20 protein-coding genes are annotated in these 23,868 nt (G+C 55.9%); 6 read left to right on the forward strand and 14 right to left on the reverse strand.

What is annotated here, in order from left to right; translation table 11 throughout:
* Positions 1 to 64: 64 nt before the first annotated feature.
* The 7 genes from mglC to FZF21_RS14350 all read right to left on the reverse strand — a co-directional run bounded on the left by mglC (position 65) and on the right by FZF21_RS14350 (position 8,258).
* Complete coding sequence (gene mglC / locus FZF21_RS14320; RefSeq protein WP_003859318.1) at positions 65 to 1,075, reverse strand: galactose/methyl galactoside ABC transporter permease MglC; 1,011 nt, start codon at positions 1,073 to 1,075, stop codon at positions 65 to 67.
* Between the two features lie 15 nt (positions 1,076 to 1,090).
* A complete protein-coding gene (gene mglA, locus FZF21_RS14325) occupies positions 1,091 to 2,611 on the reverse strand; it encodes a galactose/methyl galactoside ABC transporter ATP-binding protein MglA (RefSeq protein ID WP_003859320.1) in 1,521 nt (506 codons plus the stop codon).
* A gap of 79 nt (positions 2,612 to 2,690) precedes the next feature.
* Positions 2,691 to 3,689: a galactose/glucose ABC transporter substrate-binding protein MglB gene (gene mglB / locus FZF21_RS14330; RefSeq protein WP_017383382.1), complete on the reverse strand. Its 999-nt coding sequence runs from the start codon at positions 3,687 to 3,689 to the stop codon at positions 2,691 to 2,693.
* Between the two features lie 295 nt (positions 3,690 to 3,984).
* Positions 3,985 to 5,007 carry an HTH-type transcriptional regulator GalS gene (gene galS, locus FZF21_RS14335; protein ID WP_003859324.1) on the reverse strand — a complete coding sequence of 341 codons (1,023 nt, stop codon included), beginning with the start codon at positions 5,005 to 5,007 and terminating at the stop codon, positions 3,985 to 3,987.
* Between the two features lie 155 nt (positions 5,008 to 5,162).
* Positions 5,163 to 6,320 carry a DUF418 domain-containing protein YeiB gene (gene yeiB, locus FZF21_RS14340; protein WP_149121269.1) on the reverse strand — a complete coding sequence of 386 codons (1,158 nt, stop codon included), beginning with the start codon at positions 6,318 to 6,320 and terminating at the stop codon, positions 5,163 to 5,165.
* 18 nt (positions 6,321 to 6,338) lie between these two features.
* A complete protein-coding gene (gene folE, locus FZF21_RS14345; protein ID WP_015572317.1) occupies positions 6,339 to 7,007 on the reverse strand; it encodes a GTP cyclohydrolase I FolE in 669 nt (222 codons plus the stop codon).
* 102 nt (positions 7,008 to 7,109) lie between these two features.
* Positions 7,110 to 8,258, reverse strand: a complete 1,149-nt coding sequence (locus FZF21_RS14350; protein ID WP_017383385.1) for a YbfB/YjiJ family MFS transporter — start codon at positions 8,256 to 8,258, stop codon at positions 7,110 to 7,112.
* 137 nt (positions 8,259 to 8,395) lie between these two features.
* Between FZF21_RS14350 and fghA the strand changes: the two genes are divergently transcribed.
* Both fghA and FZF21_RS14360 read left to right on the forward strand, forming a co-directional pair.
* A complete protein-coding gene (fghA, locus tag FZF21_RS14355) occupies positions 8,396 to 9,223 on the forward strand; it encodes an S-formylglutathione hydrolase (RefSeq protein ID WP_149121268.1) in 828 nt (275 codons plus the stop codon).
* Positions 9,224 to 9,490: 267 nt separating this feature from the next.
* Positions 9,491 to 11,476, forward strand: coding sequence for a ligand-gated channel protein (locus FZF21_RS14360; protein WP_015572315.1), 1,986 nt, complete (start codon positions 9,491 to 9,493; stop codon positions 11,474 to 11,476).
* Between the two features lie 54 nt (positions 11,477 to 11,530).
* Here FZF21_RS14360 and FZF21_RS14365 read toward each other — a convergent pair whose 3' ends face one another.
* Both FZF21_RS14365 and yieE read right to left on the reverse strand, forming a co-directional pair.
* A complete protein-coding gene (locus tag FZF21_RS14365) occupies positions 11,531 to 13,000 on the reverse strand; it encodes an amino acid permease (protein ID WP_006811308.1) in 1,470 nt (489 codons plus the stop codon).
* A gap of 180 nt (positions 13,001 to 13,180) precedes the next feature.
* Complete coding sequence (gene yieE / locus FZF21_RS14370) at positions 13,181 to 14,047, reverse strand: DNA-binding transcriptional regulator YeiE (RefSeq protein ID WP_017383387.1); 867 nt, start codon at positions 14,045 to 14,047, stop codon at positions 13,181 to 13,183.
* Positions 14,048 to 14,144: 97 nt separating this feature from the next.
* Between yieE and FZF21_RS14375 the strand changes: the two genes are divergently transcribed.
* A complete protein-coding gene (locus FZF21_RS14375) occupies positions 14,145 to 15,191 on the forward strand; it encodes a YeiH family protein (protein WP_017383388.1) in 1,047 nt (348 codons plus the stop codon).
* A 64-nt stretch (positions 15,192 to 15,255) separates the two neighbouring features.
* Positions 15,256 to 16,113 (forward strand): deoxyribonuclease IV, encoded by an 858-nt coding sequence (nfo, locus tag FZF21_RS14380; protein ID WP_017693043.1) that lies wholly within the window; start codon positions 15,256 to 15,258, stop codon positions 16,111 to 16,113.
* A 74-nt stretch (positions 16,114 to 16,187) separates the two neighbouring features.
* On the opposite strand, the gene fruA is transcribed toward nfo, so the two are convergent.
* The 3 genes from fruA to fruB are packed head-to-tail and all read right to left on the reverse strand — an operon-like array spanning position 16,188 to position 19,958.
* Positions 16,188 to 17,873 (reverse strand): PTS fructose transporter subunit IIBC, encoded by a 1,686-nt coding sequence (gene fruA / locus FZF21_RS14385; protein WP_015572312.1) that lies wholly within the window; start codon positions 17,871 to 17,873, stop codon positions 16,188 to 16,190.
* A 16-nt stretch (positions 17,874 to 17,889) separates the two neighbouring features.
* On the reverse strand, positions 17,890 to 18,828 hold the full coding sequence (gene fruK, locus FZF21_RS14390; protein WP_006811313.1) for a 1-phosphofructokinase: 939 nt from the start codon (positions 18,826 to 18,828) through the stop codon (positions 17,890 to 17,892).
* Complete coding sequence (gene fruB / locus FZF21_RS14395) at positions 18,828 to 19,958, reverse strand: fused PTS fructose transporter subunit IIA/HPr protein (protein WP_040117881.1); 1,131 nt, start codon at positions 19,956 to 19,958, stop codon at positions 18,828 to 18,830. Before fruB ends, fruK begins: the two co-directional genes overlap by 1 nt.
* A 358-nt stretch (positions 19,959 to 20,316) precedes the next feature.
* Between fruB and setB the strand changes: the two genes are divergently transcribed.
* Positions 20,317 to 21,498 (forward strand): sugar efflux transporter SetB, encoded by a 1,182-nt coding sequence (gene setB / locus FZF21_RS14400; protein WP_015572310.1) that lies wholly within the window; start codon positions 20,317 to 20,319, stop codon positions 21,496 to 21,498.
* On the opposite strand, the gene FZF21_RS14405 is transcribed toward setB, so the two are convergent.
* Positions 21,495 to 21,749: a YkgJ family cysteine cluster protein gene (locus FZF21_RS14405; RefSeq protein WP_003859353.1), complete on the reverse strand. Its 255-nt coding sequence runs from the start codon at positions 21,747 to 21,749 to the stop codon at positions 21,495 to 21,497. The two genes, setB and FZF21_RS14405, sit on opposite strands and share 4 nt — an antisense overlap.
* A gap of 164 nt (positions 21,750 to 21,913) precedes the next feature.
* Here FZF21_RS14405 and yeiP point away from each other — a divergent pair, with 164 nt between their 5' ends.
* Positions 21,914 to 22,486 carry an elongation factor P-like protein YeiP gene (yeiP, locus tag FZF21_RS14410; protein ID WP_003859355.1) on the forward strand — a complete coding sequence of 191 codons (573 nt, stop codon included), beginning with the start codon at positions 21,914 to 21,916 and terminating at the stop codon, positions 22,484 to 22,486.
* 116 nt (positions 22,487 to 22,602) lie between these two features.
* On the opposite strand, the gene uxuA is transcribed toward yeiP, so the two are convergent.
* Positions 22,603 to 23,793, reverse strand: coding sequence for a mannonate dehydratase (gene uxuA / locus FZF21_RS14415; RefSeq protein WP_017383391.1), 1,191 nt, complete (start codon positions 23,791 to 23,793; stop codon positions 22,603 to 22,605).
* Between the last annotated feature and the right edge of the window lie 75 nt (positions 23,794 to 23,868).

The following is a 23,868-nucleotide window of genomic DNA, read 5'->3' on the forward strand; positions in this document are numbered from 1 at the left end:
AAGCGTCGCGCCACCAGGCAAAAAAAGGCCCGCTACGTGAGCGGGCCTTTTCATTCTGAAGATCTTACTTCTTACGCGCGTACTTCAGTGAATCCAGCGCAACCGCGAAGATGATGATGGCGCCCTTGATGATGTACTGCCAGTAGGGGTTCACGCCGATGTAGGTCAGGCCGTAGTTGATAACGGTGAAGATGATCACACCGGTCACCACGCCCAGCACGGTCCCCACGCCGCCGCTGAAGGAGACGCCGCCAACCACGCAGGCTGCAATCGCATCCAGTTCGTACATAAAGCCGAGGTTGTTGGTTGCAGAGCCGATACGGCCCGCTTCCAGCATCCCGCCGAAGGCGTAGAAGACCCCGGACAGGGCGTAAATCATCAGCAGGTTCAGAGCCACGTTGACCCCGGACACTTTCGCCGCTTCAGGGTTACCGCCGATAGCAAAGATGTTTTTACCGAAGCGGGTTTTGTTCCACAGGATCCAGACGAACGCCACCGCAATCAGCGCATAGAAGGTGATGTAGGAGAGACGGAAGCTGCCCAGCGCAACAAACCCCTGCGTGAAGGTCGAGAAGCCGCTGTCGAAGCCAGAGATTGGAGACGCGCCGACGAAATCGTAGTACAGGGAGTTGATACCATAAACGATGATCATCGTGCCCAGCGTGGTGATGAATGGCGTCACGTTCAGGTAAGCAATGATGATGCCGTTAATCAGGCCAATTACCGCGCCGATGGCGCACACGATCAGGATCACCACGAAAATCGGCATGGTCGCCATCTCCGGGAACACCTTGTTGGCGTTTTCCATCGACTGCAACAGGGTTGCCGCAATGACCGCCGCCAGACCCACCTGGCGCCCTGCCGAAAGGTCAGTCCCCTGGGTAACGATAAGTCCCGCCACGCCAAGCGCGATAATAATACGTACGGAAGACTGGGTCAGAATGTTACTCAAGTTCAGCAGACTTAAGAACGTAGGGTCCTGGAAAATAATAATCGCCAGCAAGACTAAAAGAACAACGTAAATACCGCCTTCTTTCAGATAAGTGAGAAAACTTTTTTTATTTAACGCACTCATGAGGAGCCCCTGATCTTAAAGGTGCAAAGACGCAAGACGCAAAATTTCGTTTTGCGTTGTCGTTTTGGTTTCAACAATACCGGCAACGAGACCATTGCTCATAACCAGAATACGGTCTGTGATCCCTAACAATTCCGGCATTTCGGAAGAAATAATAATGATCCCTTTATCTTTTTTCGCCAGCTCGGCGATCAGCTGGTATATCTCAAATTTTGCACCCACGTCGATACCGCGCGTAGGTTCATCCAGCATCAGAATTTCAGGCTGGGTTAATAGCCAGCGACCAATAATGACTTTCTGCTGGTTCCCTCCCGAGAGTGAGCCAATTTGCGTGCGGTGGCCCGGCGTTTTCACGCGCATGGAGTCAATCACCCACTGGGTATCGCTCTTCATGCGGGAATTATCCAGCAGCCCGACTTTATTTTTGTAATTGCGAATATTAGAAATTAACGAGTTAAAGTTAATATCCAGATAAGCGTAAATACCGGTGGAACGACGCTCTTCCGTCACCAGCGCAAAGCCATTATTAATGGCTTCGTTGGCGTTGTGGTTGTTGATCTTCTTACCGTGCAGCGTAATGGTGCCTTCGGCTTTCTCACGGATACCAAACAGGGTTTCCACGATATCGGTGCGCTTAGCGCCCACCAGCCCTGCGATGCCAAGGATCTCCCCCTTGTGCAGATCGAAAGAGACATCGCGGATAGACGGCTGACGCAGCGAGGTCAGGTTACGCACTTCCAGAATCACTTCGCCTGGCTTGTTTTCTTTATCCGGGAAACGCTGGTTCAGAGAACGGCCAACCATCATGGCGATGATCTTGTCCATATCCAGCCCTTCCAGCGGCTGGGTGGCGATCCACTGGCCGTCGCGCAGGATGGTGATTTCATCGCACAGCTGGAAGATCTCTTCCATTTTATGTGAGATATAGACAATGCCGCAGCCGCGATCTTTCAGCTTACGAATAATGGTAAAAAGGTGGTTAACCTCTTTTTCCGTTAATGACGATGTCGGTTCATCCATGATCACGATTTTCGCATCATAGGAGAACGCTTTGGCAATTTCGATCATCTGCATCTGGGAAACGGATAATGTCCCGACGCGTGCGCGCGGGTCGATATCAATATCCAGCTCATCAAAAATGGCTTTGGTGTCGCGATACATTTTATCCTGATCGACAAAGACACCTTTGGTTGGATAACGACCCAACCACATATTATCCATAACTGAACGTTGCAGAACCAGGTTTAATTCCTGGTGTACCATCGAGATACCGTTCTCCAGCGCTTCTTTCGCTGAATGGAAGTCGATCTCTTTTCCCTGAAAAAGAATGCTGCCAGAATCTTTTTGATAGATCCCAAAGAGGCATTTTAATAATGTTGATTTACCCGCACCGTTTTCACCCATTAACGCATGAATAGAGTGTGGACGAACTTTTAAATTAACATTATCGAGCGCCTTAACACCGGGGAATGACTTGTTGACACCGGTCATTTCCAACAAGTATTCACCGGACGACTGAGTAGTTGTGCTGACCATAATTATACCTTGTTGGCCTCGCATATCGCGTTATAAAAGGGCGCAACGAATTGCGCCCAGTGAAGACAATGCAGATAACTTATTTACCGATAAACTCAGCCAGGTTGGACTGGTCTACGCCCACGTAAGGAACGCGAACGATTTTGTTGTCAATTTTCCAGTTAGTCCCGTCAGCGGCGCCTTTACCGTCGGCCAGGTTTTTCGCCAGATCGAAGGTGGCTTTCGCCTGGTTGTTGGCATCGTTCAGCACGGTACCGGCCATAGCGCCAGATTTCACCAGCGCCAGCGCTTCTGGCAGGGCATCCACACCGAATACAGGAATGGCGGATTTGTTGTGGGCTTTCAGCGCTTCTACCGCACCCATTGCCATCGCATCGTTGTTGGCGATGACCACTTCAATTTTGTTGGCGTTCGGGCCAGAGAGCCACGCGTCCATCTTATCTTTCGCCTGAGCGGTATCCCACATGGCGGTGTCTAACGCCAGCTGCTGGGTTTTCAGACCCTTGTCGTTCAGCTCTTTAATAACGTAGGTGGTACGTGCTTCAGCATCCGGATGGCCCGGTTCGCCTTTCAGCAGAACGAACTGAATCTGACCATCTTTGTTCAGATCCCAGTTCGGGTTCGCCGCCCAGTGTTTCGCAATCAGATCGCCCTGGATAATCCCGGACTCTTTGGAGTCGGTACCCACGTAATACGCTTTATCGTAGCTGTCCAGCGCCTTACGGGAAGGTTCTTTGTTGAAGAAGACAATTGGCACGTTCTGGCCGCGCGCTTTCTCGATCACCGTGCCTGCCGCAGCCGGGTCAACCAGGTTAATAGCCAGCGCTTTCACGCCTTTTGCCAGAAGAACGTCAATCTGATCGTTCTGTTTGGACTGGTCATTCTGGGAGTCATTCATCAGCAGCTGCACGTCTGGCGCTGATTTAGCATCTTTTTCAATTGCTTTACGCACAACGGACATGAAGTTGTCGTCGTATTTATAGATAGTCACGCCAATACGGGTATCCGCTGCGTGCGCTGCTGCGCCAAAAAGCATGCTTGCCATGACAGCAGACAGAGTCAACACCTTCTTATTCATGGTATCTCCGGTTTTTTTTATGCAGGGTAGTTCTTGTGAAAAACGGTCGGCGGGCAGAAGTTAATAAAACGTTACTGATCGCCGAAGTTCACTTATAAAATGTCCAGCTTCCGTGTTCGGTAACGCTCCAGAAATGCGTTTTATTCGTTGTTTGAGGCATGCTGGTAACGGTAAAAGTGAATAATCACCGTTACATTATGTTTCAGCCCCTAAAACGCTGACATCATAGACAGCGGCTTGTTAAGATACTGTGAATTTACTCACAGATTGAAAACGGTTACATCACGTGATGTTATCAGTTAGTGATCGGAGCCACAGTTTGTCGGATAGCGACCGAATGGCGGCGTACTAAAGTCGGCATAAAACAATGCGTTGCGTCAGGATCTAACAGCCCTGCCGCCCCCTGTAACGCCAGCTCTGTCGCCAGTTTCGCCATCGACGCAATGGGGTAACGCACCGTTGTCAGCTGCGGATCGGTGTAACGGGCAATCGGGATATCGTCAAAGCCGATCAGCGATAAATGCTGTGGCACCGCAATGCCGTTGTCTTTCAGCGCGGTAAGCGCACCTGCCGCCATGCTGTCGTTATAGGCAAACACGGCCGTCAGCTGAAGATTACGCCCCAGCAGTTCCACCATTGCCGCTTCACCGCCCTGCATGTCCGGCGAACCGGTACCTACCCAGCTTTCCAGCGGCGCAATGCCCTGCTCTTTCAGGGCGTTTTGCCAGCCCTCGCGGCGCATCATGTCGTCTTCAATACCGTGGCTGGAGGCCAGATAACCAATGCGCTGATGGCCGTTGCTGATGAGCATCCGCGTCGCCATCATCGCGCCGCTGATGTTATCCAGACCGACGCAGCGGTGCGCGTAGCCGGGGACGATACGGTTGATCAGCACCATGCCGGGGATCTGCTCCATAAACCCGGCCAGCTCTTCATCGCTCAGGGCTTTAGAGTGCACAATCAGGGCGTTACAGCGCTGGCGGATCAGTACCTCAATGGCATAACGCTCTTTTTCAGCCTCGTGATAGCTGTTGCCAATCAGCACATATTTCTGGTGCTGCTGGGCAACGACGTCCACCGCTTTGACCAGCGCGCCGAAGAAGGCGTCCGACACGTCCATCACCACTACGCCAATGGTATCGCTGACCTGCGTCGCCAGCGCCTGGGCATTAGCGTTTGGCCGGTACCCCAGCTGGGTCACGGCTTTCATTACGGTTTCACGCGTTTCAGGGCTGACCAGCGCACTGTTGTTCAGCACGCGGGAGACAGTAGCAACAGAAACACCCGCCTGGCGGGCGACGTCACGAATGGTGATCATATTCACCACCCTTTAAAGGATTGCAGCAACTCACAGACACCCCCTGTGTTTAGCAAGGTGGCTATTCTGGCAGCGAGAGAGAGGAGACTACGTGAAGAAGCTCACACAGATGAAAACGCTTACATCCGTTTTGTTAATGATTGTGATCCAGATCGTTATCTGGATGTATTACGCAATGACACGCCCGAAGCACGGACGGTTAACCGTCGCCATGCCCATTCCAGCGGCCCCTGGCAGAAAAAACGCAGCCAGACAACCGAAAACACCACGTTAACAATCCAGACCGGAATAACAAACGCCAGCAGCGTCAGGCGGTCGAATTTCATAAACAGGCCGAATCGGTAGAAAAGCGTGGTGCATATCAGCGTTTGCAGGATGTAATTGCTTAACGCCATCCGCCCAACGCAGGCCACCGCACTGACGATCCACAGGCGGGAAAGCTGGGGCCAGAAGCCGTAGATCAGCGCCGCATAGCCAATAGTCTGGAACGGCGCGCTCAGTTCGCGCGGCACCTGCAACAGGAATGCACACCAGCGGTAATCCCACTGAAGATGCCACTGCATCATCACCGCCGGGAGGTTGATGATCACGCCGAGCAGCACCAGCCCTGCTCCCGTACGACGATAGTGTCGCAGGCTAAATTCCCCTTTCAGCCAGCCGGTGCGCATCAGGGCTGCGCCCATCAGCATCATCCCCGCCAGTTGCCAGCCGTATTGCGCGCCCAGCGCCAGCAGATTATCGCCGAGCATATCGGCCCGGTTGCCTATCGCTTCCATGCCGCCTTTCAGCTTCCAGAACTGCTCATATTGCAGGTTGGCCGCATCCGGGATCCATGAACGACTGGTGGAAGCATCGGCAATCATGCCAAGCAGCAATAACACGGTCAGTCCCATGACATAGAGCATCACGCCGGTATTAAACAGGCTTTTCACACCGGGCGCGTCGCGGATCAGCCGCCAGCAAATCAGCCCCACCAGACCATACGCGAGCAGAATATCGCCGTCCCAGAACAGCAGCCCGTGAATAAAACCGAGGATAACCAGCAGCGTTAAACGCGACTGGATCCAGCGCGTACCGCGTTTAAGGAGAAGCTGAAGTCCCGCGCCAAACAGAAGCGCAAAGAGGGTCAGGAATTTAACCTGTGCAAAGAGATCGAGGATTGCCCACGTCCAGGCGTCGCTGCGCGTGATGTCGCCATACCACGCAGGATTCAGATAAGCGGCCTTCGGCAGACCGAAGGCGCTGATATTCAGCAGCAGGATACCGAGAATGGCGACGCCGCGAACAAAATCGAGCGTGACGTTTCGCTCCATGGTCCCTGCCCTGTCTGATTAGTTGTGGTGACGCACGGCGCGCAGGAACTCCTGGCGGGTGTTCTGGCTCGATTTGAACAGGCCGCCCAGCGAAGTGGTGGTGGTTGCGCTGGTTGCATCACGCACGCCGCGCGCTTTCACGCAGTAGTGCACCGCGTCGATAGACACCGCCACGTTGTTAGTACCCAACAGAGTTTGCAGTGCGGTCAGGATCTGCTGCGTCAGACGCTCCTGCACCTGCGGACGCTGGGCAAAGAACTGCACGATGCGGTTGATCTTGGACAGGCCAATGACCGTATCTTTTGGAATATAGGCCACCGTCGCTTTACCATCGATGGTCACAAAGTGATGCTCGCAGGTGCTGGTCAGCGTGATATCGCGTACCGTCACCATCTCATCGACCTTCATCTTATTTTCAATGACGGTGATTTTCGGGAAGTTCGCGTAATCCAGGCCGGAGAAAATTTCGTCGACGTACATCTTCGCGATGCGGTGCGGCGTCTCCATCAGGCTGTCGTCGCTCAGATCGAGATTCAGCAGTTGCATGATCTCCGTCATATGGCCGGCGATCAGACTCTTGCGGGTATCATTGTCCAGCTCCTGCACGGGCGGGCGCAGTGGCGTTTCAAGACCGCGCGCAACCAGCGCTTCATGGACAAGGGCTGCTTCTTTACTGAGTGATGACATTCTTTTCTCCTGCAGGTGTGGCGTCTTTTGCCCTCGTTGTGGCAAAAGTGTGCGCTCATTGTGCGTGAGGCGACGCACATAATCCAGTATTCACGACGATAATTATTGCAATTGCTGTTGCCTTTCAGCCTGACGGTTCCAGACTAACGCTCCGCCAACGAACAGCGCGATCCCCGCCAGCCCCAGCGCAGGTTCCAGCCGATGCGTGAGCCAGGTCGACAGTGCCGACGTGACCGGACCCACCAGCTGACCAATGGCATACCCGGTGGTGAGCAGTCCCGCCATATAACGCGTGTGGTCTGGCGCCAGCTCGCGACCGTACAAAAGAGAGAGCTGCACGGCGCAGAGGAACCCGCCGCCCACCAGCAGCCCACCCGTCAGCAAGCCGCCTATGCCCGGCAGCAGCCAGGCCGCCAGCACGCCAATCCCCTGTAACCACAGAACAATCGCCAGCCTGCGGTTAGCGCTTGATGTATGCCGCAGGGCAATGCTGAGCGCAATTCCCACCACCGAGGCGGCGCCAAATATCGGCCAGACAAACTGGGCAAACAGGCTGCCAGGAAAACGCACCGCCGCCATTTGCGATAAAAAGGTCGCCGGGAGGATATAGCCGAACCCTGCCAGGCTGTAGCTCCAGACCAGACGCTTGAGATCTGCGGTCAGCAGCAGCGGTTCAGGCGCGGTACCGGGCCGATGGAGCTGCCCGGACCGCGGCAGGTAGCGCGCCACCAGCACAATCAGCACCAGCGCCAGTACGCCGTAGATTTGCCATGCCGCCCCGGCGGACAAGGATTTCGCCTGAATATAGACCGCCAGCAGGCCGCTCAGGGCGATGCCGGCCCCGGGTCCGGCAAAGACGGCCGCACTGAGTCCCGGTTTGCCCAGCTGCCCCAGCCGCTCGTTGGTCCAGGCGGCAATCAGCACCATCGACCAGCCGCTCATGCAGCCGATCACAAAGCGCAGCAGACCGTGAACAACGGCATTATCTGCCGCCGCGGAGAGCAGCGTTAGCGCCACCGCACCGGTGATGCCAAGCCAGAGACGCGTTTCAACGAAGCGATGGGCGCGCATGGCATCCCATGCCCCCACCAGATAGCCCAGATAGTTCATTGCCGCCACCAGCCCCGCGCTGGTAAGCGTGAGTTGCCCGGCGGCTATCATCAGCGGCACCTGAGGCGTGAAGGCGAAGCGCCCTATCCCCATCGCCACGACCAGAACCACAAATCCGCTGAGCGCGATACGCAGCGCCATGATCGCTCCAATTGTTAAAGAAAAGTAAATTTATGATGCAACATCTCGCCGTCCTGCGAAAGTGAAAGTTGCTCACAGGTCAATGAAAACTCTGTATTATGCGTTTTATGAATCGTCTTACCTTTAAGGAGCCCTGCATGGAACTGCTCGAAGAGCATCGTTGTTTTGAAGGTCGACAGCAGCGCTGGCGGCACGACTCCACCACGCTGAATTGTGCTATGACGTTCAGCATTTTCCTGCCCCCTGCGGACAATCCACCGGTGCTGTACTGGCTTTCAGGCCTGACCTGCAACGACGAAAACTTCACCACCAAAGCGGGTGCCCAGCGTATTGCCGCCGAACTGGGCATTGCGCTGGTGATGCCAGATACCAGCCCGCGTGGCGATGACGTGGCCGACGATGCCGGATACGATTTGGGTAAAGGCGCCGGGTTCTATCTCAACGCCACGGAACAACCGTGGGCGAGCCATTACCGCATGTATGACTACATTCGCGATGAACTGCCTGCCCTGGTGCACTCTCAGTTCGCGGTCAGCGAGCGCTGCGCGATAAGCGGACATTCGATGGGTGGCCACGGGGCGCTGATAATGGCGCTGAAAAATCCGGGGAAATACACCAGCGTGTCCGCATTTGCGCCGATTGTGAACCCAACGCAGATGCCGTGGGGGCAAAAAGCCTTTACGCACTATCTGGGTGAAGATGCAGAAAAATGGCAGGAATGGGACAGCTGCGCGTTGATGCTGGCGAGCGATTCGGTGAATGCGATCCCAATGCTTATCGATCAGGGCGATGCGGATCAGTTCCTCGCCGGACAACTACAGCCTGCGGTGCTGGCGGAAGCCGCGCGCCAGAAGGATTGGCCGCTAACGCTGCGCATTCAGCCGGGATACGACCACAGCTATTACTTCATGGCGTCCTTTATTGAGGATCATCTCCGCTTCCATGCGGAGCATCTGTTCAGATAAGTTCCGCCTTTTGCCCGGTAGCGCCTCCTGCCTACCGGGTCTTCCCCTCCCCCTCTTTACATACTTCTATCCGCTTGAATCCAGCCTGATTTCTGTCGCCGACACCCAAACACAAATGATTTCAATTATCATTTGTGTTTACAATTCTACATTCTTTTGTACAATTCCAGGCTCTTCTCCATCTCAAAGAGTTCTTACAAGACAAAAACATACAGTTCTCAGGGTTATCCCGATGGAGTTTTATTCATTTTTATACGGAATGTACAAATGACAATACCGCGCATTAAGCTCCTGGCCGTCGCCATTGGCGCTGCCACATGTTCCCCCTTCGTTCACGCAGCCGATCAGGACACCGTTGTCGTCACCGCGACGGGTTTTGAACAAAAGATCCAGAATGCCCCCGCCTCCATCTCTGTGATTTCAAAACAGCAGATTGAAGATAAAGCCTACCGTGATGTTACCGATGCCCTGAGAGACGTCCCGGGCGTTGTCGTCACTGGCGGCGGGAGCAGCAGTGATATCAGTATTCGCGGCATGGCCTCTCAGTACACCCTGTTCCTGGTGAACGGCAAACGCGTCAGTACGCGAAGCACCCGCCCCAACAGCGACAACTCGGGTATTGAACAAGGCTGGCTGCCGCCGCTGGAGTCCATTGAGCGCATCGAGGTCATCCGCGGCCCGATGTCCTCGCTTTACGGCTCCGATGCTATGGGTGGCGTAATTAACGTCATTACCAAAAAAGTCTCGAACACTAAAGCCTGGACCGGTTCGTTGCATGGCGATGCGACCTTCCAGGAAAACAATGATTCCGGCGATATCTTCCAGACCAACGCCTACGCTTCTGGTCCCCTGATCGACGGACTGCTGGGCGCAAAAGTGACGGGGCTGTTGTCACGCCGCGCAGAAGATAAAATCGTGAACGGCTATAACGAGCAGAAAATGCGTAACGGTGGCATTACGCTGAACTTCACGCCGGACGAGAAGAACGATTTCGACCTCGACTTTGCTCGCGAGCTTCAGGACAGAAACAGCACCCCGGGGATGTCGAAAGCGGCTGAAACCTGCCGGGGAACAACCTGTACGCCAAATACCAAAAGCGACTCGCGCTATGAGCACACGACCTACTCCTTAACGCACAGCGGGTATTACGACGACTTCAATACCACCAGCTATATCCAGCAGGAAGAGACCAATAATCCAGGTCGCAAAATGCGCTCCTATAACACCACCTTCAACAACCAGAACCAGATTTTCCTCGGCGATCATACGTTGACCCTCGGCGGGCAGTATCGTTATGAGAAACTGCGCGACAAGGGTAATCAGCTGGAAGCTGCTGACGGCCTGAACAAACTGACGCGCTGGAGCTGGGCCCTGTTTGCCGAAGATGAATGGGCAATGACGGAAAGCTTTACGTTGACCGGCGGCCTGCGTATGGACAAAGACCAAAACTACGGTACTAACTGGACGCCGCGCGGTTACGGCGTATGGCACCTGGCCGATCAGTGGACGTTAAAAGGCGGGGTTTCGGCTGGCTATCGTGCGCCGGATCTGCGTCAGTCGTCTGCCAGCTGGGGCCAGGTAACGGGTGGCGGCCGTCTTGACGGTATCATCGTTGGCAACCCGGATCTGAAACCAGAGAAGAGCCTGAGCGAAGAGCTCGCCCTGCTCTGGGATAACAACGATAACCTGAATGCCGGCGTAACGCTGTTTAATACCGACTTCAAGGACAAGATTACGGAAGTTCGCCGCTGTAACAGCAGCGCCGATCCCGCCTGTACGATTGGCGATCACAGCTATGATTTCGTCAGCGATCGCGTCAACGTGGACAAAGCCAACATGCGCGGTGTGGAGTCCTCCTTCGGGTGGAAAATCACGCGCGATGTGAACTGGACTGCAAACTACACCTATACGGAGTCTGAGCAGAAGAGCGGCCAGTTCTCCGGCAAGCCACTGAACAAAATGCCGAAACACATGTTCAACACCACCCTGGACTGGCAGGCGACGCCAGATGTCGGATTCTGGAGCCGTCTGAACCTGCGCGGTAAAACGTCTGAGTACCTGAGCCGCACGTCAATGTCCCAGGGTACGCCGTCCTACACTCAGGTTGATGTCGGTATGCGCTACAACGCCAACAAAAACCTGCTGGTTACTGCCGGTGTGTATAACGTGCTCGATAAGCAGATTGATTACGATACGTATGACACCGTGCTGGATGGCCGTCGCTATACCGTCGGCATGACCTACAGCTTCTGATCTGCCCATAAAAAAGCCCGCTCAACTGAGCGGGCTAAAAGAGAGGAAGTGCGGTTATTGTTTAAATCGTTCCGGGAAATCCATTTCACTGTAGCGAACGAAGCGTGTTCCTTTCGTCAGTTTGTAGCCAAACCAGATGATCAGGAACAGCGGAATGCCAATATAGGTGGCCGTGACGGCGCCCCAGTCAATGGTGTCCGCAAGGAAGGCCTCATAGTTCTGACCCAGGGTAATAATCAGGCACAGAACGAAGGCGAAGATCGGCCCCAGCGGGAAGAACCCTGACCGGTACGGCAGATTATTCAGATCATGACCCTGCTTGACGTACCCGCGACGGAAACGGTAGTGGCTGATGGCAATGCCCAGCCAGGCAATGAAGCCCGTCATACCAGAGGTGTTAAGCAGCCACAGGTAGACCGTCTGATTGCCGAACATGGAGGTCAGGAAACAGAGACCCGCAATCACCGTGGTCGCATACAGCGCGTTGCGCGGCACGCCACCGCGAGACAGTTTCGAGAAAATACGCGGCGCTTTACCGTCGCAGGCCAGGGTGTAGAGCATGCGGGTGGAGGCGTACATCCCGGAGTTACCCGCAGACAGTACCGCCGTCAGGATCACCGCGTTCATCACCGCCGCGGCAGAGAGCAGACCCGCGTGCTGGAAGACTAGCGTGAACGGGCTGACGCTGATGTCTTTCACATCATTACGCAGCAGGCTTGGGTCGGTATACGGAATGATCAGGCTGATAATCAGGATCGCGAACACATAGAACAGCAGGATACGCCAGAACACCTGACGCACCGCGCGCGGAATGTTCTTCTCCGGGTTTTCGGATTCACCGGCCGCGATACCAATCAGCTCGGTACCCTGGAAGGAGAAGCCGACAATCATCGCCACGCCAATCATCGCCGAGAAGCCCCCGGCAAACGGCGCATCGCCTATAGTCCAGTTACTCCAGCCCGCCGGTTCAGCCCCTTTGAAAATACCAACGATCATCGCCACACCGACGACGATAAAGATGATGACGGTTGCCACTTTAATCAAAGAGAACCAGTATTCCGCTTCGCCAAAGCCGCGCACGGAGATGTAGTTCAGCAGGAAGATGACCGCCAGGAACAGGGCGCTCCAGATCCAGCCTGGCGTGTCCGGGAACCACCAGGTCATCACCAGCTGTGCGGCGACGAGGTCAACGGCGATGGTCACCGCCCAGTTGTACCAGTAGTTCCAGCCCAGCGCGAAGCCGAAGCCTTCCTCAACGTATTTTTGTCCGTAGGTCGAAAAGGAACCAGACACCGGCATGTATGCCGCCAGTTCACCCAGGCTGGTCATCAGGAAGTAGACCATCAGGCCAATCAGGATATAAGAGAATAGTGCCCCACCCGGGCCGGCTGCCGAAATTGTTGCGCCAGAGGCAACGAAAAGACCCGTACCGATGGAGCCGCCAATGGCGATCATCGTCAGGTGACGCGCCTTAAGTGCGCGACGTAGCGCGGGCGCTTCTGTGGTTTTAGTTTCTGAAACCATGTGAAAATGCTGTCCATTCAATAAATGAGGCGCGATTGTAGCAGACGATCTGCGTTGCTTCCGGCAGAAATGCTCAGTTATAAGAGAGCTTCATGACTCGGCCAGGATTATAAGTAAAGCATAAAAATGTGGGGTGATAAGCGCACATAGCCCCGGTAAGCGAAGCGCCACCGGGGAACGTTAAATGGCGCAGTAGCGCAGAAAACGCTGGAGCGAGCTGGAAAGGTGTTTCTGACGATGATGGATGCACCACAGCGTGCGCACCAGCTTCGGCAGCGGAACGGGGATCTCAACCAGAGAGCCGGTCTCCAGCTGTTCGGCAATCACCCGTCGGGAAAGACAGCTAATGCCCAGGCCATGACGCACCGCATGCTTAATCGCCTCGGAGTTACCTAACTCCATCCCTAACTGGAACTGCGGCAGATGGGACAGCAGCAGATAATCGACAATCTCACGCGTGCCGGAGCCCTGCTCTCGCAAGATCCACTGCGCCTGCGCCAGACGCTCCAGCGTCACCTCGCCCTGGAGTAAAGAAGAGGCCGGGGAGGCAAACACCACCAGCTCATCCTCCAGCCAGGGTTCCGCAATGATATCCACGTTGTGGCACGGCCCTTCGATAAGCCCGATGTCCACGCGGAAATCGATCACCGCGTTGATCACATCCTGGCTGTTGCCGACGCTCATTTCCAGCGGCAGGGTCGGAAAATCCCGGCGGTAGCGGGCAATCACTTCCGGCAGGATGTAGTTACCGATCGTGCTGCTGGCGTAGACGCGAATAGCGCCGTTGTCCTCGCGGAACAGCTGTTCGATCTCCGTTGCCTGCTCCAGCAAGGCCAGGGCACGCGGGTACAGCAGGCGGCCATGCTCGTTCACCACCAGCCGCTTTCCTACCCTGTCGAAAAGCTGAACGCCCAGTTGCCCTTCAAGATCGGTCAAGGCCGCGCTAACGGCGGACTGCGAGAGCGCCAGCATTTGTGACGCCTGGGTTGTCGAGCCGCTTTTCAGCACCTCGGCAAAAACTTCCAGCTGACGCAATGTAATGTGCATGGTTGCTTACCACTTATAAAGATTGATTATAAATATATAATCAATTTTATTTTTAAGCCAGAGCGCCGTAACCTTTAGCCAGACAAAGGAGAAGGTTATGTCAGAAATCACCTTACAACATCATCGTACAGTGTGGCACTTCGTGCCGGGTCTCGCGCTCAGCGCCGTGGTGACCGGCGTGGCTTTATGGGGCGGGAGTATACCGGCGGTTGCCGGCGCAGGGTTCAGCGCCCTGACGCTGGCCATTCTGCTTGGCATGGTGGTCGGGAATACCGTTTACCCGCACATCTGGAAATCCTGCGACGGCGGGGTAATCTTTGCTAAACAGCATTTGCTGCGCCTCGGGATTATTCTTTACGGTTTCCGCCTCACCTTTTCGCAGATTGCGGACGTTGGCGTCAGCGGGATTGCCATTGACGTCCTGACCCTTTCGAGCACTTTTTTACTGGCGTGCTTTATCGGCCAGAAGATCTTTGGGCTGGACAAACAGACCAGCTGGCTGATCGGTGCGGGTAGCAGCATCTGCGGCGCGGCGGCGGTACTGGCAACAGAACCCGTCGTTAAAGCCGAAGCCAGTAAAGTCACGGTTGCCGTCGCGACGGTAGTTATCTTCGGTACGCTGGCGATCTTCCTGTATCCGGCCATGTATCCGCTGGTGGCGCACTGGTTTAGTCCGGAAACCTACGGCATTTATATCGGCTCAACCATGCACGAAGTGGCGCAGGTGGTGGCGGCAGGTCACGCCATTAACCCGGAAGCGGAAAACGCGGCGGTCATCGCCAAAATGCTGCGCGTGATGATGCTGGCCCCGTTCCTGATTTTCCTCGCGGCGCGGGTTAAACAGCTTGCTCCGGCAGGCGGCAGCGAGAAAAGCAAAATCACCATTCCGTGGTTTGCGATCCTGTTCATCGTGGTCGCTGTCTTCAACTCTTTCCACCTGCTGCCAAAAGCAATGGTGGATATGCTGGTGACGCTGGATACGGTCCTGCTGGCGATGGCGATGGCGGCGCTGGGCGTCACCACACACGTCAGCGCGCTGAAAAAAGCCGGCGCGAAACCGCTGCTGATGGCGCTGGTGCTGTTCATCTGGCTAATCGTTGGCGGTGGTGCGATTAACCTCGCCGTGCACAGCCTGTTGGCATAAACCATCTCGTCCTTCTCCTGTTAACCCGCTATCATAGGCATTTCGGGTTAACAGGAGTCTTTTTATGAAATATGTTGGAGCGCACGTCAGCGCTGCCGGTGGCCTTGCGAATGCCGCCATTCGCGCCGCCGAAATCGAGGCGACCGCTTTCGCCCTGTTCACCAAAAACCAGCGCCAGTGGCGCGCCGCAGCGCTCACCGCTGAAGTGATTGATGATTTCAAAGCCGCCTGTGAGAAATACCACTATGGGCCTGGCCAAATCCTTCCCCACGACAGCTACCTCATTAATCTCGGTCACCCGGTTGCCGAGGCGCTGGAAAAATCCCGCGAAGCGTTCCTGGATGAGGTTCAGCGCTGTGAACAGCTGGGGCTGACGCTGCTGAACTTCCATCCCGGCAGCCATCTGATGCAGATTGACGAAGACGCCTGTCTGGCGCGCATCGCCGAGTCCATCAACATGACGCTGGATAAAACCCAGGGCGTGACGGCGGTGATTGAGAATACCGCCGGTCAGGGCAGCAACCTCGGCTTTAAGTTTGAGCATCTGGCGGCGATCATCGACGGCGTGGAAGATAAATCCCGCGTGGGGGTGTGCATCGATACCTGTCACGCCTTTGCCGCCGGCTATGACCTGCGCACAACCGAGGCCACGAAAAATACCTTCGAGGAGTTCGAGCGTATTGTCGGTTTTAAATACCTTCGCGGTATGCACTTAAACGATGCGAAAAGCGCGTTCGGCAGCCGCGTTGACCGCCACCACAGCCTGGGCGAAGGCAACATCGGCCATGATGCGTTCCGCTTTATCATGCAGGACGCCCGCTTCGACGGCATTCCGATGGTGCTCGAAACCATTAACCCGGATATCTGGGCGGAAGAGATTGCCTGGCTGAAGGCGCAGCAAACCGCTGAACAGGCGGCATAAAAAAAGCCGGGCTGCTTACGCACCCGGCTTTTTTTGTAGGTCGGGTAAGGCGAAGCCGTCACCCGACACCTCTTTTAGGCTGCTTTTGCGACCACTTCCGCTTCCGGGCGCTTCAGCACCGCGTAAGACAGGCCTGCCACCAGCGTACCGGCAACAATCGCCAGCAGATAACCCAGCACCGGCGTGATGGCGCCAGGGATGAGCAGGACGAACAGACCGCCGTGCGGCGCCATCAGTTTCGCACCTACCGCCATGGAGATAGCCCCCGTCACCGCACCACCCACGATACAGCACGGCAGGACACGCATCGGATCGCGTGCCGCAAACGGGATTGCGCCTTCGGTGATGAAGCACAGGCCCAGCACCAGCGCCGCTTTACCGCCTTCCTGCTGCGCTTTATCGAACTTACGGCGGGCAATAATCGTCGCCAGACCGAGCGCCAACGGAGGCACCATACCGGCCGCCATGATCGCCGCCATCGGCGCGTAGGTCTGGGTACTCAGCAGGCCAACGCCAAACGCATATGCCGCTTTGTTCACCGGCCCCCCCATGTCGGTACACATCATACCGCCGAGGATTGCGCCCAGCAGCACCGCGTTCGCCGTCCCCATGGTTTGCAGCCAGTGGGTCAGACCTTCCAGAATGCCCGCGACCGGCTTACCAATCAGGTAAATCATCGCCAGACCGACCACCAGGCTGGAAATCAGCGGGATGATCAGGATAGGTTTCAGCGCCTCCATACTCTGCGGTAGCTTCAGCTTCGAGCTGATCAGCTTCGCCACATAACCGGCGAGGAAACCGGCAATGATACCGCCGATAAAGCCAGAACCGGTGCTCACGGCGAGCATACCGCCGATAAGACCCGGCGTCAGACCCGGACGGTCAGCAATGGAGAAGGCGATAAAGCCCGCCAGCACCGGCACCATCAACGCAAACGCGGAGCCGCCGCCAATCTGCATCAACGCGGCCGCCAGTGTGCCCGGCTCTTTAAACGCCTCGATACCAAAGGCGAAGGAGAGCGCAATACACAGGCCGCCCGCCACCACCATCGGCAGCATGTAGGACACGCCGGTCAGCAGGTGACGATACGCGCCCGCAGACTCTTTTTTCCCTTCGGTCGCAGTTTTAGCCGCACCGGTTGCCTGATACGGTTTGGCTTCTGCCAGCGCCTTATCAAACTCCTGCGCGGTCTTCTTCAGCGCCAGGCCGGTAGAAGTACGGTACATCGGCTTGCCGGCAAACTTCGCCAGATCCACTTCGATATCCGCCGCCACAATCACCAGATCGGCTTCCGCCACCTCTTCCGGCGTGATGGCATTGCCCGCACCAACAGATCCGCGGGTTTCAACCTTCACCCACCAGCCACGTTTTTTCGCTTCGGTTTCAATGGCTTCAGCCGCCATAAAGGTGTGCGCCACACCTGTCGGGCAGGCCGTTACCGCAACAATGCGTTTCGGCCCAGCGGCGGCAACCGGCGCCGCCTCAACAGGTGCGCTGTAAACCGTCGCATGACCTTTTGCTTCGCTCAGGAACAGTTCAGGGTGTGCCACCGCGCGATTAATATCACCCAGCCACACTTTTTTACCGTTCAGGGCGCTGTCCGCGGGGATTTTGTCGCCCAGAACAATCGCCATTTCAGCATCACCCGGGTTATCAATGATATCCAGGTGCGCTTTTTGTGCCGCCGCGCCCAGCAGGGTCTTCGCCATATAGGCACGAGCCTGTCCGAGACCGGAGTCAATGATCAGCAGCGTTTTCATTATTCCTCTCCTGCTGTTAGTTAAAAGGTTTTAAGTCAACGCGCGCCATCATCGCGGCTAACTGGGTACGATCGGTAATACCGACATTGCTCTGGCTCACGGCCAGGGCCGCAACGGCGGTAGCAAGACGTAAGGTATGTTCACTGGATTCGCGCATCAGCAGACCGTAGATCAGGCCGCCAACCATCGAATCCCCTGCACCCACGGTGCTGACCACCTCCATTGAAGGCGGTTTGGCAATCCATTCCCCGGAGGCGTTAACCCACAGGGCACCTTCTGCACCCAGCGAAATCACCACGTGAGCGATACCCTGCTCGCGCAGCGCATGGGCAGCGTCAATCACATCCTTTAATTCTGGCAGCTTACGGCCCGCCCAGATCTCCAGTTCGCGGCGGTTAGGCTTAACCAGCCATGGCGAGGCTTTCAGACCGGCGACCAGCGCGTCGCGGCTGCTGTCGAAAATAATGCACGGGCACTGGCTGCGCAGGCGCGTCATCCAGTCGGTGAACGCTTCCGGGCTGACGCCGGACGGCAGACTGCCGCTGACGCACACCATGTCAAACTGGCCCAGCCAGCTCAGGGAATCGGCAACAAAGCGCTCCCAGTCAGCCGGGGTCACTTCGAAGCCGGAGAAGTTCAGATCGGTCACTTCACCGTCTTTCTCGGTCAGCTTAACGTTAATGCGGGTACGGCCTTGCACAACCTGAAAACGGTTAGCGATGCCCAGTTCACTGAACAACTGCTGAAAACCATCCTGGTTGTCTTTACCGAGGAAGCCGCCTACGGTGACGTCGATGCCGAGATCTTTCAGCACCTTCGCCACGTTAATCCCTTTTCCTGCGGCATGCAGGCCGGTCGTCCGCACCAGGTTAACTTCGCCACGCTCAATTTCCGGGCAGAAGCCCACCAGATCGTAAGCCGGGTTCAGCGTAATGGTCGCAACACGTCTGCTCATTATGCGCCCTCCCCCAGACCGGCCGCGATGGCGTCGCCAATCGCTTTCAGCGCCTGTTCAGCATCCGCACCCTGCGCGGTAAAGCGCAGACGATGGCCTTTCTTCACGCCCAGCGCGACAACTTTCATCAGACTGCGCCCGTTGGCTGGTTTACCCGAACCGTCCAGATTGGTCACGGTGATCTCACTTGCAAATTGTTTAATGGTATTCACCAGCATGGTGCCCGGACGGGCATGCAGGCCGTGTTCGTTACGCACCACGTACTCTGCGCTCAGCAGGTCATCCGTCAGCGCATCGTCGCTGGTCAGCAGGGCCAGCACCGTCGCCGCGTCTGCGTTCAGCAGTTTTTCAGCTTTATTGTTCAGCAGCAGATCGCCCAGACGCTTCAGCACGGATACCGGCTGATCGTCCGCCATGGCGACCGTTACCAGCATCGCGGCGCGTTCGCCGTCTGTCTCAAAGGCAACCGCAGCACGGCTGACCGCGATAGCGCTACGCAGGTTGCCTTCAGCACTGTCGTTCAGCCAGATGCCCTGACCCAGGTTTAATGGCTTATCATTGATGGCGCACGTCACAAAAGTGGTATCTGCCGCTCCCACTTCTTTGAGGCGGGCCGCGTTCAGCGCCTGGAGCGTCAGCAAATCGGACGCAACGACGTCCAGCGTCAGGGTTTCATTATCCAGCTTCAGCGCTTCGCTCTGTTTTTCGCCCATCAGCAGGGCACGCAGCTCTTCAGCAGTGGTGGCGGATTTAAGCTGTTCCGCGACGGCATCATCACTCAGCACGTGCGTCAGCTGACGCAGCAGGCCCAGGTGTTCGTCACCGCTGGCCGCGATGCCGATCGCCACATAAGCCACCTGACCCTCGCCCCACAGCACGCCCTGCGGGAACTGGAAGACCTGCACGCCGGTTTTCAGCACCTGATCGCGGGTGTCCGTGGTGCCGTGCGGAATTGCAATACCGTTACCGAGGAAGGTGGAGGTCTGCTGTTCACGCGCCAGCATGCCGTTGACGTAGCCGTCAGCCACGTTGCCAGCCTGCACGAGCGCAGCGGCGACCTGGCGAATAGCCTCTTCTTTATTCCCGGCCTGTTCGCCCGGGTGAATATCCTGAACAGATAACTGGAACATGATTCTCCTCTCCTGCTGAAATTGAATCGTTTCAGCTTAACTGAGAAACCAGGCGCTAACCTGCTTCGTCAGGACAGGCAAGATAGCGCTGAAACGTTTCAAGAAGTCTTGTCTTTTCTACAAAAGGTTGCAAGAAAAGTTACATTTCTTGTTGCAGAATTTAGAAGTGCAGCACATTTCTTCTTCAGTCGGGAGGTTTTTGCTGATGTTCAGCAAACAGGTTCAGCACGCTTCAGCGAAACGGCGATAAACTGAAATGCTATTTTGATTTATTGTGGCAATCTTGATTTTGCCCTCTGTTTATTTAATGACAGGCGGCGTAAACTCCGCCTCTCTCTGTTACTCGCAAAGACTGAACATGCATAACACCCCCGCTGCCGCCTCACCAAAGCCTTTTGATTTGACGTCAACGGCGTTTTTGATCGTTGCTTTCCTCACCGGTATTGCCGGTGCGTTACAAACGCCTACGCTGAGCCTGTTTCTGACCAACGAAGTCCACGCCCGCCCGGCGATGGTTGGCTTCTTCTTCACCGGGAGCGCCATCATCGGCATTTTCGTCAGCCAGTTTCTTGCCGGGCGTTCAGACCGCAAAGGCGATCGCAAAAGCCTGATCGTTTTTTGCTGCCTGCTCGGGGTGTTTGCCTGCCTGCTGTTTGCCTGGAACCGTAACTACTTCATTCTGCTGTTCGTGGGCGTCTTCCTGAGCAGTTTCGGCTCGACCGCCAACCCACAGATGTTCGCCCTTGCCCGCGAGCATGCCGACCGCACCGGGCGAGAAGCGGTGATGTTCAGTTCGATACTGCGCGCGCAGGTGTCGCTGGCCTGGGTGATTGGCCCCCCGCTCGCCTACGCGCTGGCGATGGGTTTTGGCTTTACGGTGATGTACCTCAGCGCAGCCGTGGCCTTCGTGGTATGCGGCGCAATGGTCTGGTTCTTTCTGCCCTCCATGCGCAAAGAGCCGAAAGTGGCGACCGGTACGCTGGAAGCTCCGCGACGTAACCGGCGCGACGCGCTGCTGTTATTCATTATCTGTACGCTAATGTGGGGAACCAACAGCCTCTATATCATTAATATGCCGCTGTTTATTATTGATGAGTTGCATCTGCCGGAGAAGCTGGCCGGGATCATGATGGGAACCGCCGCGGGGCTTGAGATCCCCACCATGCTGATTGCGGGCTATTACGCGAAGCGCTTCGGCAAGCGCTTTTTGATGCGCGTCGCCGCCGTAGCCGGGCTGCTGTTTTATGTCGGTATGCTGACGGTTCATACGCCAGCCTTGCTTCTTGCTTTACAGCTGCTGAACGCCATTTACATCGGTATCCTGGCCGGTATCGGCATGCTCTACTTCCAGGATCTGATGCCGGGTCAGGCAGGCTCTGCCACCACCCTTTATACTAATACCACCCGCGTGGGCTGGATTATTGCAGGCTCACTGGCGGGCGTTGTGGCTGAAATCTGGAACTATCATACGGTGTTCTGGATTGCGCTGGTGATGTGCGTCCTGACGCTGAGCTGCCTGACGCGAATCAAAGACGTTTAAGGCGCGGTGAGCGCTTCCAGCTCAAGCAGATAAGTGATGGCCTGCTGGCGCGTACTGCCGCACATTTCGGCGGTTGGCTGGAGCCCGGAGCACACCTTCGGGCGCAGGGGCGAGCCAAAGATCATGCACAGGTTAGTGTCAGAGAGCTGAACGCAGCGGGTATTGGCAGGCTTGCCCTCCGGCATGCCTGGAATGGGGCTTGAGATGGACGGTGCGGTACAGCACGCGCCACAGTCGGAACGACAATCCATACATGCTCTCTGTTGGTGGCAGATGCCCGCGCAGTCGGGCATTGCGCGCACAGTAACACCTTTTATGTATTGATAGCAAAACCCACGAATTCCGCTTGCCTGAAAGGCCGCGCGCGAGTAATTTGGCGCGATATTTTTTACCTCCCGTAAACAGGATTACTGCAATGCCAAGAGCGAACGAAATTAAGAAAGGTATGGTACTGAATTACAACGGCAAACTGCTGATTGTGAAAGATATCGACATTCAGGCACCCAGCGCCCGTGGCGCAGCAACGCTGTACAAAATGCGTTTCTCCGATGTCCGCACCGGCCTGAAAGTGGAAGAACGTTTTAAAGGCGACGATATCGTTGATACCGTGACCCTCACCCGTCGCTACGTTGATTTCTCCTACATCGACGGCAACGAATACGTGTTCATGGATAAAGAAGATTACACCCCGTATATCTTCACTAAAGATCAGATCGAAGAAGAGCTGCTGTTTATTCCAGAAGGTGGAATGCCGGACATGCAGGTGCTGACCTGGGATGGCGTGCTGCTGGCGCTGGAGCTGCCGCAGACCGTTGATCTGGAAATTGTTGAAACGGCGCCGGGCATCAAAGGCGCGTCTGCAAGTGCGCGTAACAAACCGGCTACCCTGACTACCGGTCTGGTCGTACAGGTGCCAGAGTACCTGTCAGCGGGCGAGAAAATCCGTATCCATATCGAAGAAAAACGCTATATGGGTCGTGCTGACTGATTGCGGCGTTTGTCGGGTGGCGGCTGCGCCTTACCCGGCCTACAAAAACACAAAAACCGGCCTCAGAGCCGGTTTTTCGTAGGCCCGGTAAGCGTAGCGCCACCGGGCGATCAGGCTTAAAGAAGTTCAGGATACTTCGTCATTTTCAGCGCCAGCTCGATACCGCGCACTTCCGCCATCCCTTTCAGACGGCCAATCGCCGAATACCCTGGATTCGTTTTCTTGCGCAGATCGTCCAGCATCTGGTGCCCGTGATCCGGACGGAACGGGATAGGACGTACATCCCCCGCCTGCTTACGACGTACCTCTTCAGAGAGAATGGCATCCACCACCGCAACCATGTTCACGTCGCCGCCAAGATGGGCTGCTTCGTGGAAGGTTTTCGGGTTCTCTTCACGGCAGGTTGCACGCAGGTGGGTGAAATGAATGCGATCGCCGAAGGTTTCGATCATCCGCACCAGATCGTTATCCGCCCGCACGCCATACGAGCCCGTACACATGGTAAAGCCGTTGTAGATGCTGTCCACCGTCTCTTTCAGCCACTGCATATCTTCAATCGTAGAGACGATACGCGGCAGGCCGAGGATAGGGCGCGGTGGATCGTCAGGATGAACCGCCAGCCGCACGCCGACTTCTTCTGCCACCGGCACAATAGCGCGCAGGAAGTGCGCCATGTTTTCACGCAGCTGGTTTTTATCGATATCGCCATATTCCGCCAGGCGCGCGCGGAACTGATCGAGGGTATAACCCTCTTCCGCACCGGGCAGGCCCGCGATGATATTGCGAACCAGCTTCTCAATGTCCGCTTCACCGGCGGCATTGAACCACGCCAGCGCCTGCTGCTGCTCTTCTGCGGTGTAGTCTGCTTCCGCCCCCGGACGCTTCAGAATGTGCAGTTCGAAAGCCGCAAAAGCGATTTGATCGAAACGCAGCGCCTTCGAACCATCGGCCATTTCATATTCCAGGTCGGTACGCGTCCAGTCCAGGATCGGCATAAAGTTGTAGCAGACGGTATCAATACCACAGGCTGCCAGGTTACGAATGCTCTGCTGATAATTCGCAATCCAGGTATCACACTCACCGGAGTGGGTTTTGATATCTTCGTGAACCGGAATACTTTCCACAACAGACCAGGTTAACCCCTTCTCTGCCAGCTGAGCCTGACGCTTTTGGATTTCCTCTACCGGCCACACCTGACCGTTCGGAATATGATGCAGCGCCGTGACCACACCCGTTGCGCCAGCCTGACGCACATCATCAAGAGAAACCGGATCGTTCGGCCCGTACCAACGCCAGGTTTGTTCCATTGCCCCACCCTCTCAAGTTGTTATACCAATATGTATTACTTCAATGACGACTACCATACATGTTTAATCGAAGTG

It is taken from the genome of Enterobacter sp. LU1 (genome assembly GCF_008271405.2).
Lineage (GTDB): Bacteria > Pseudomonadota > Gammaproteobacteria > Enterobacterales > Enterobacteriaceae > Enterobacter > Enterobacter hormaechei_C.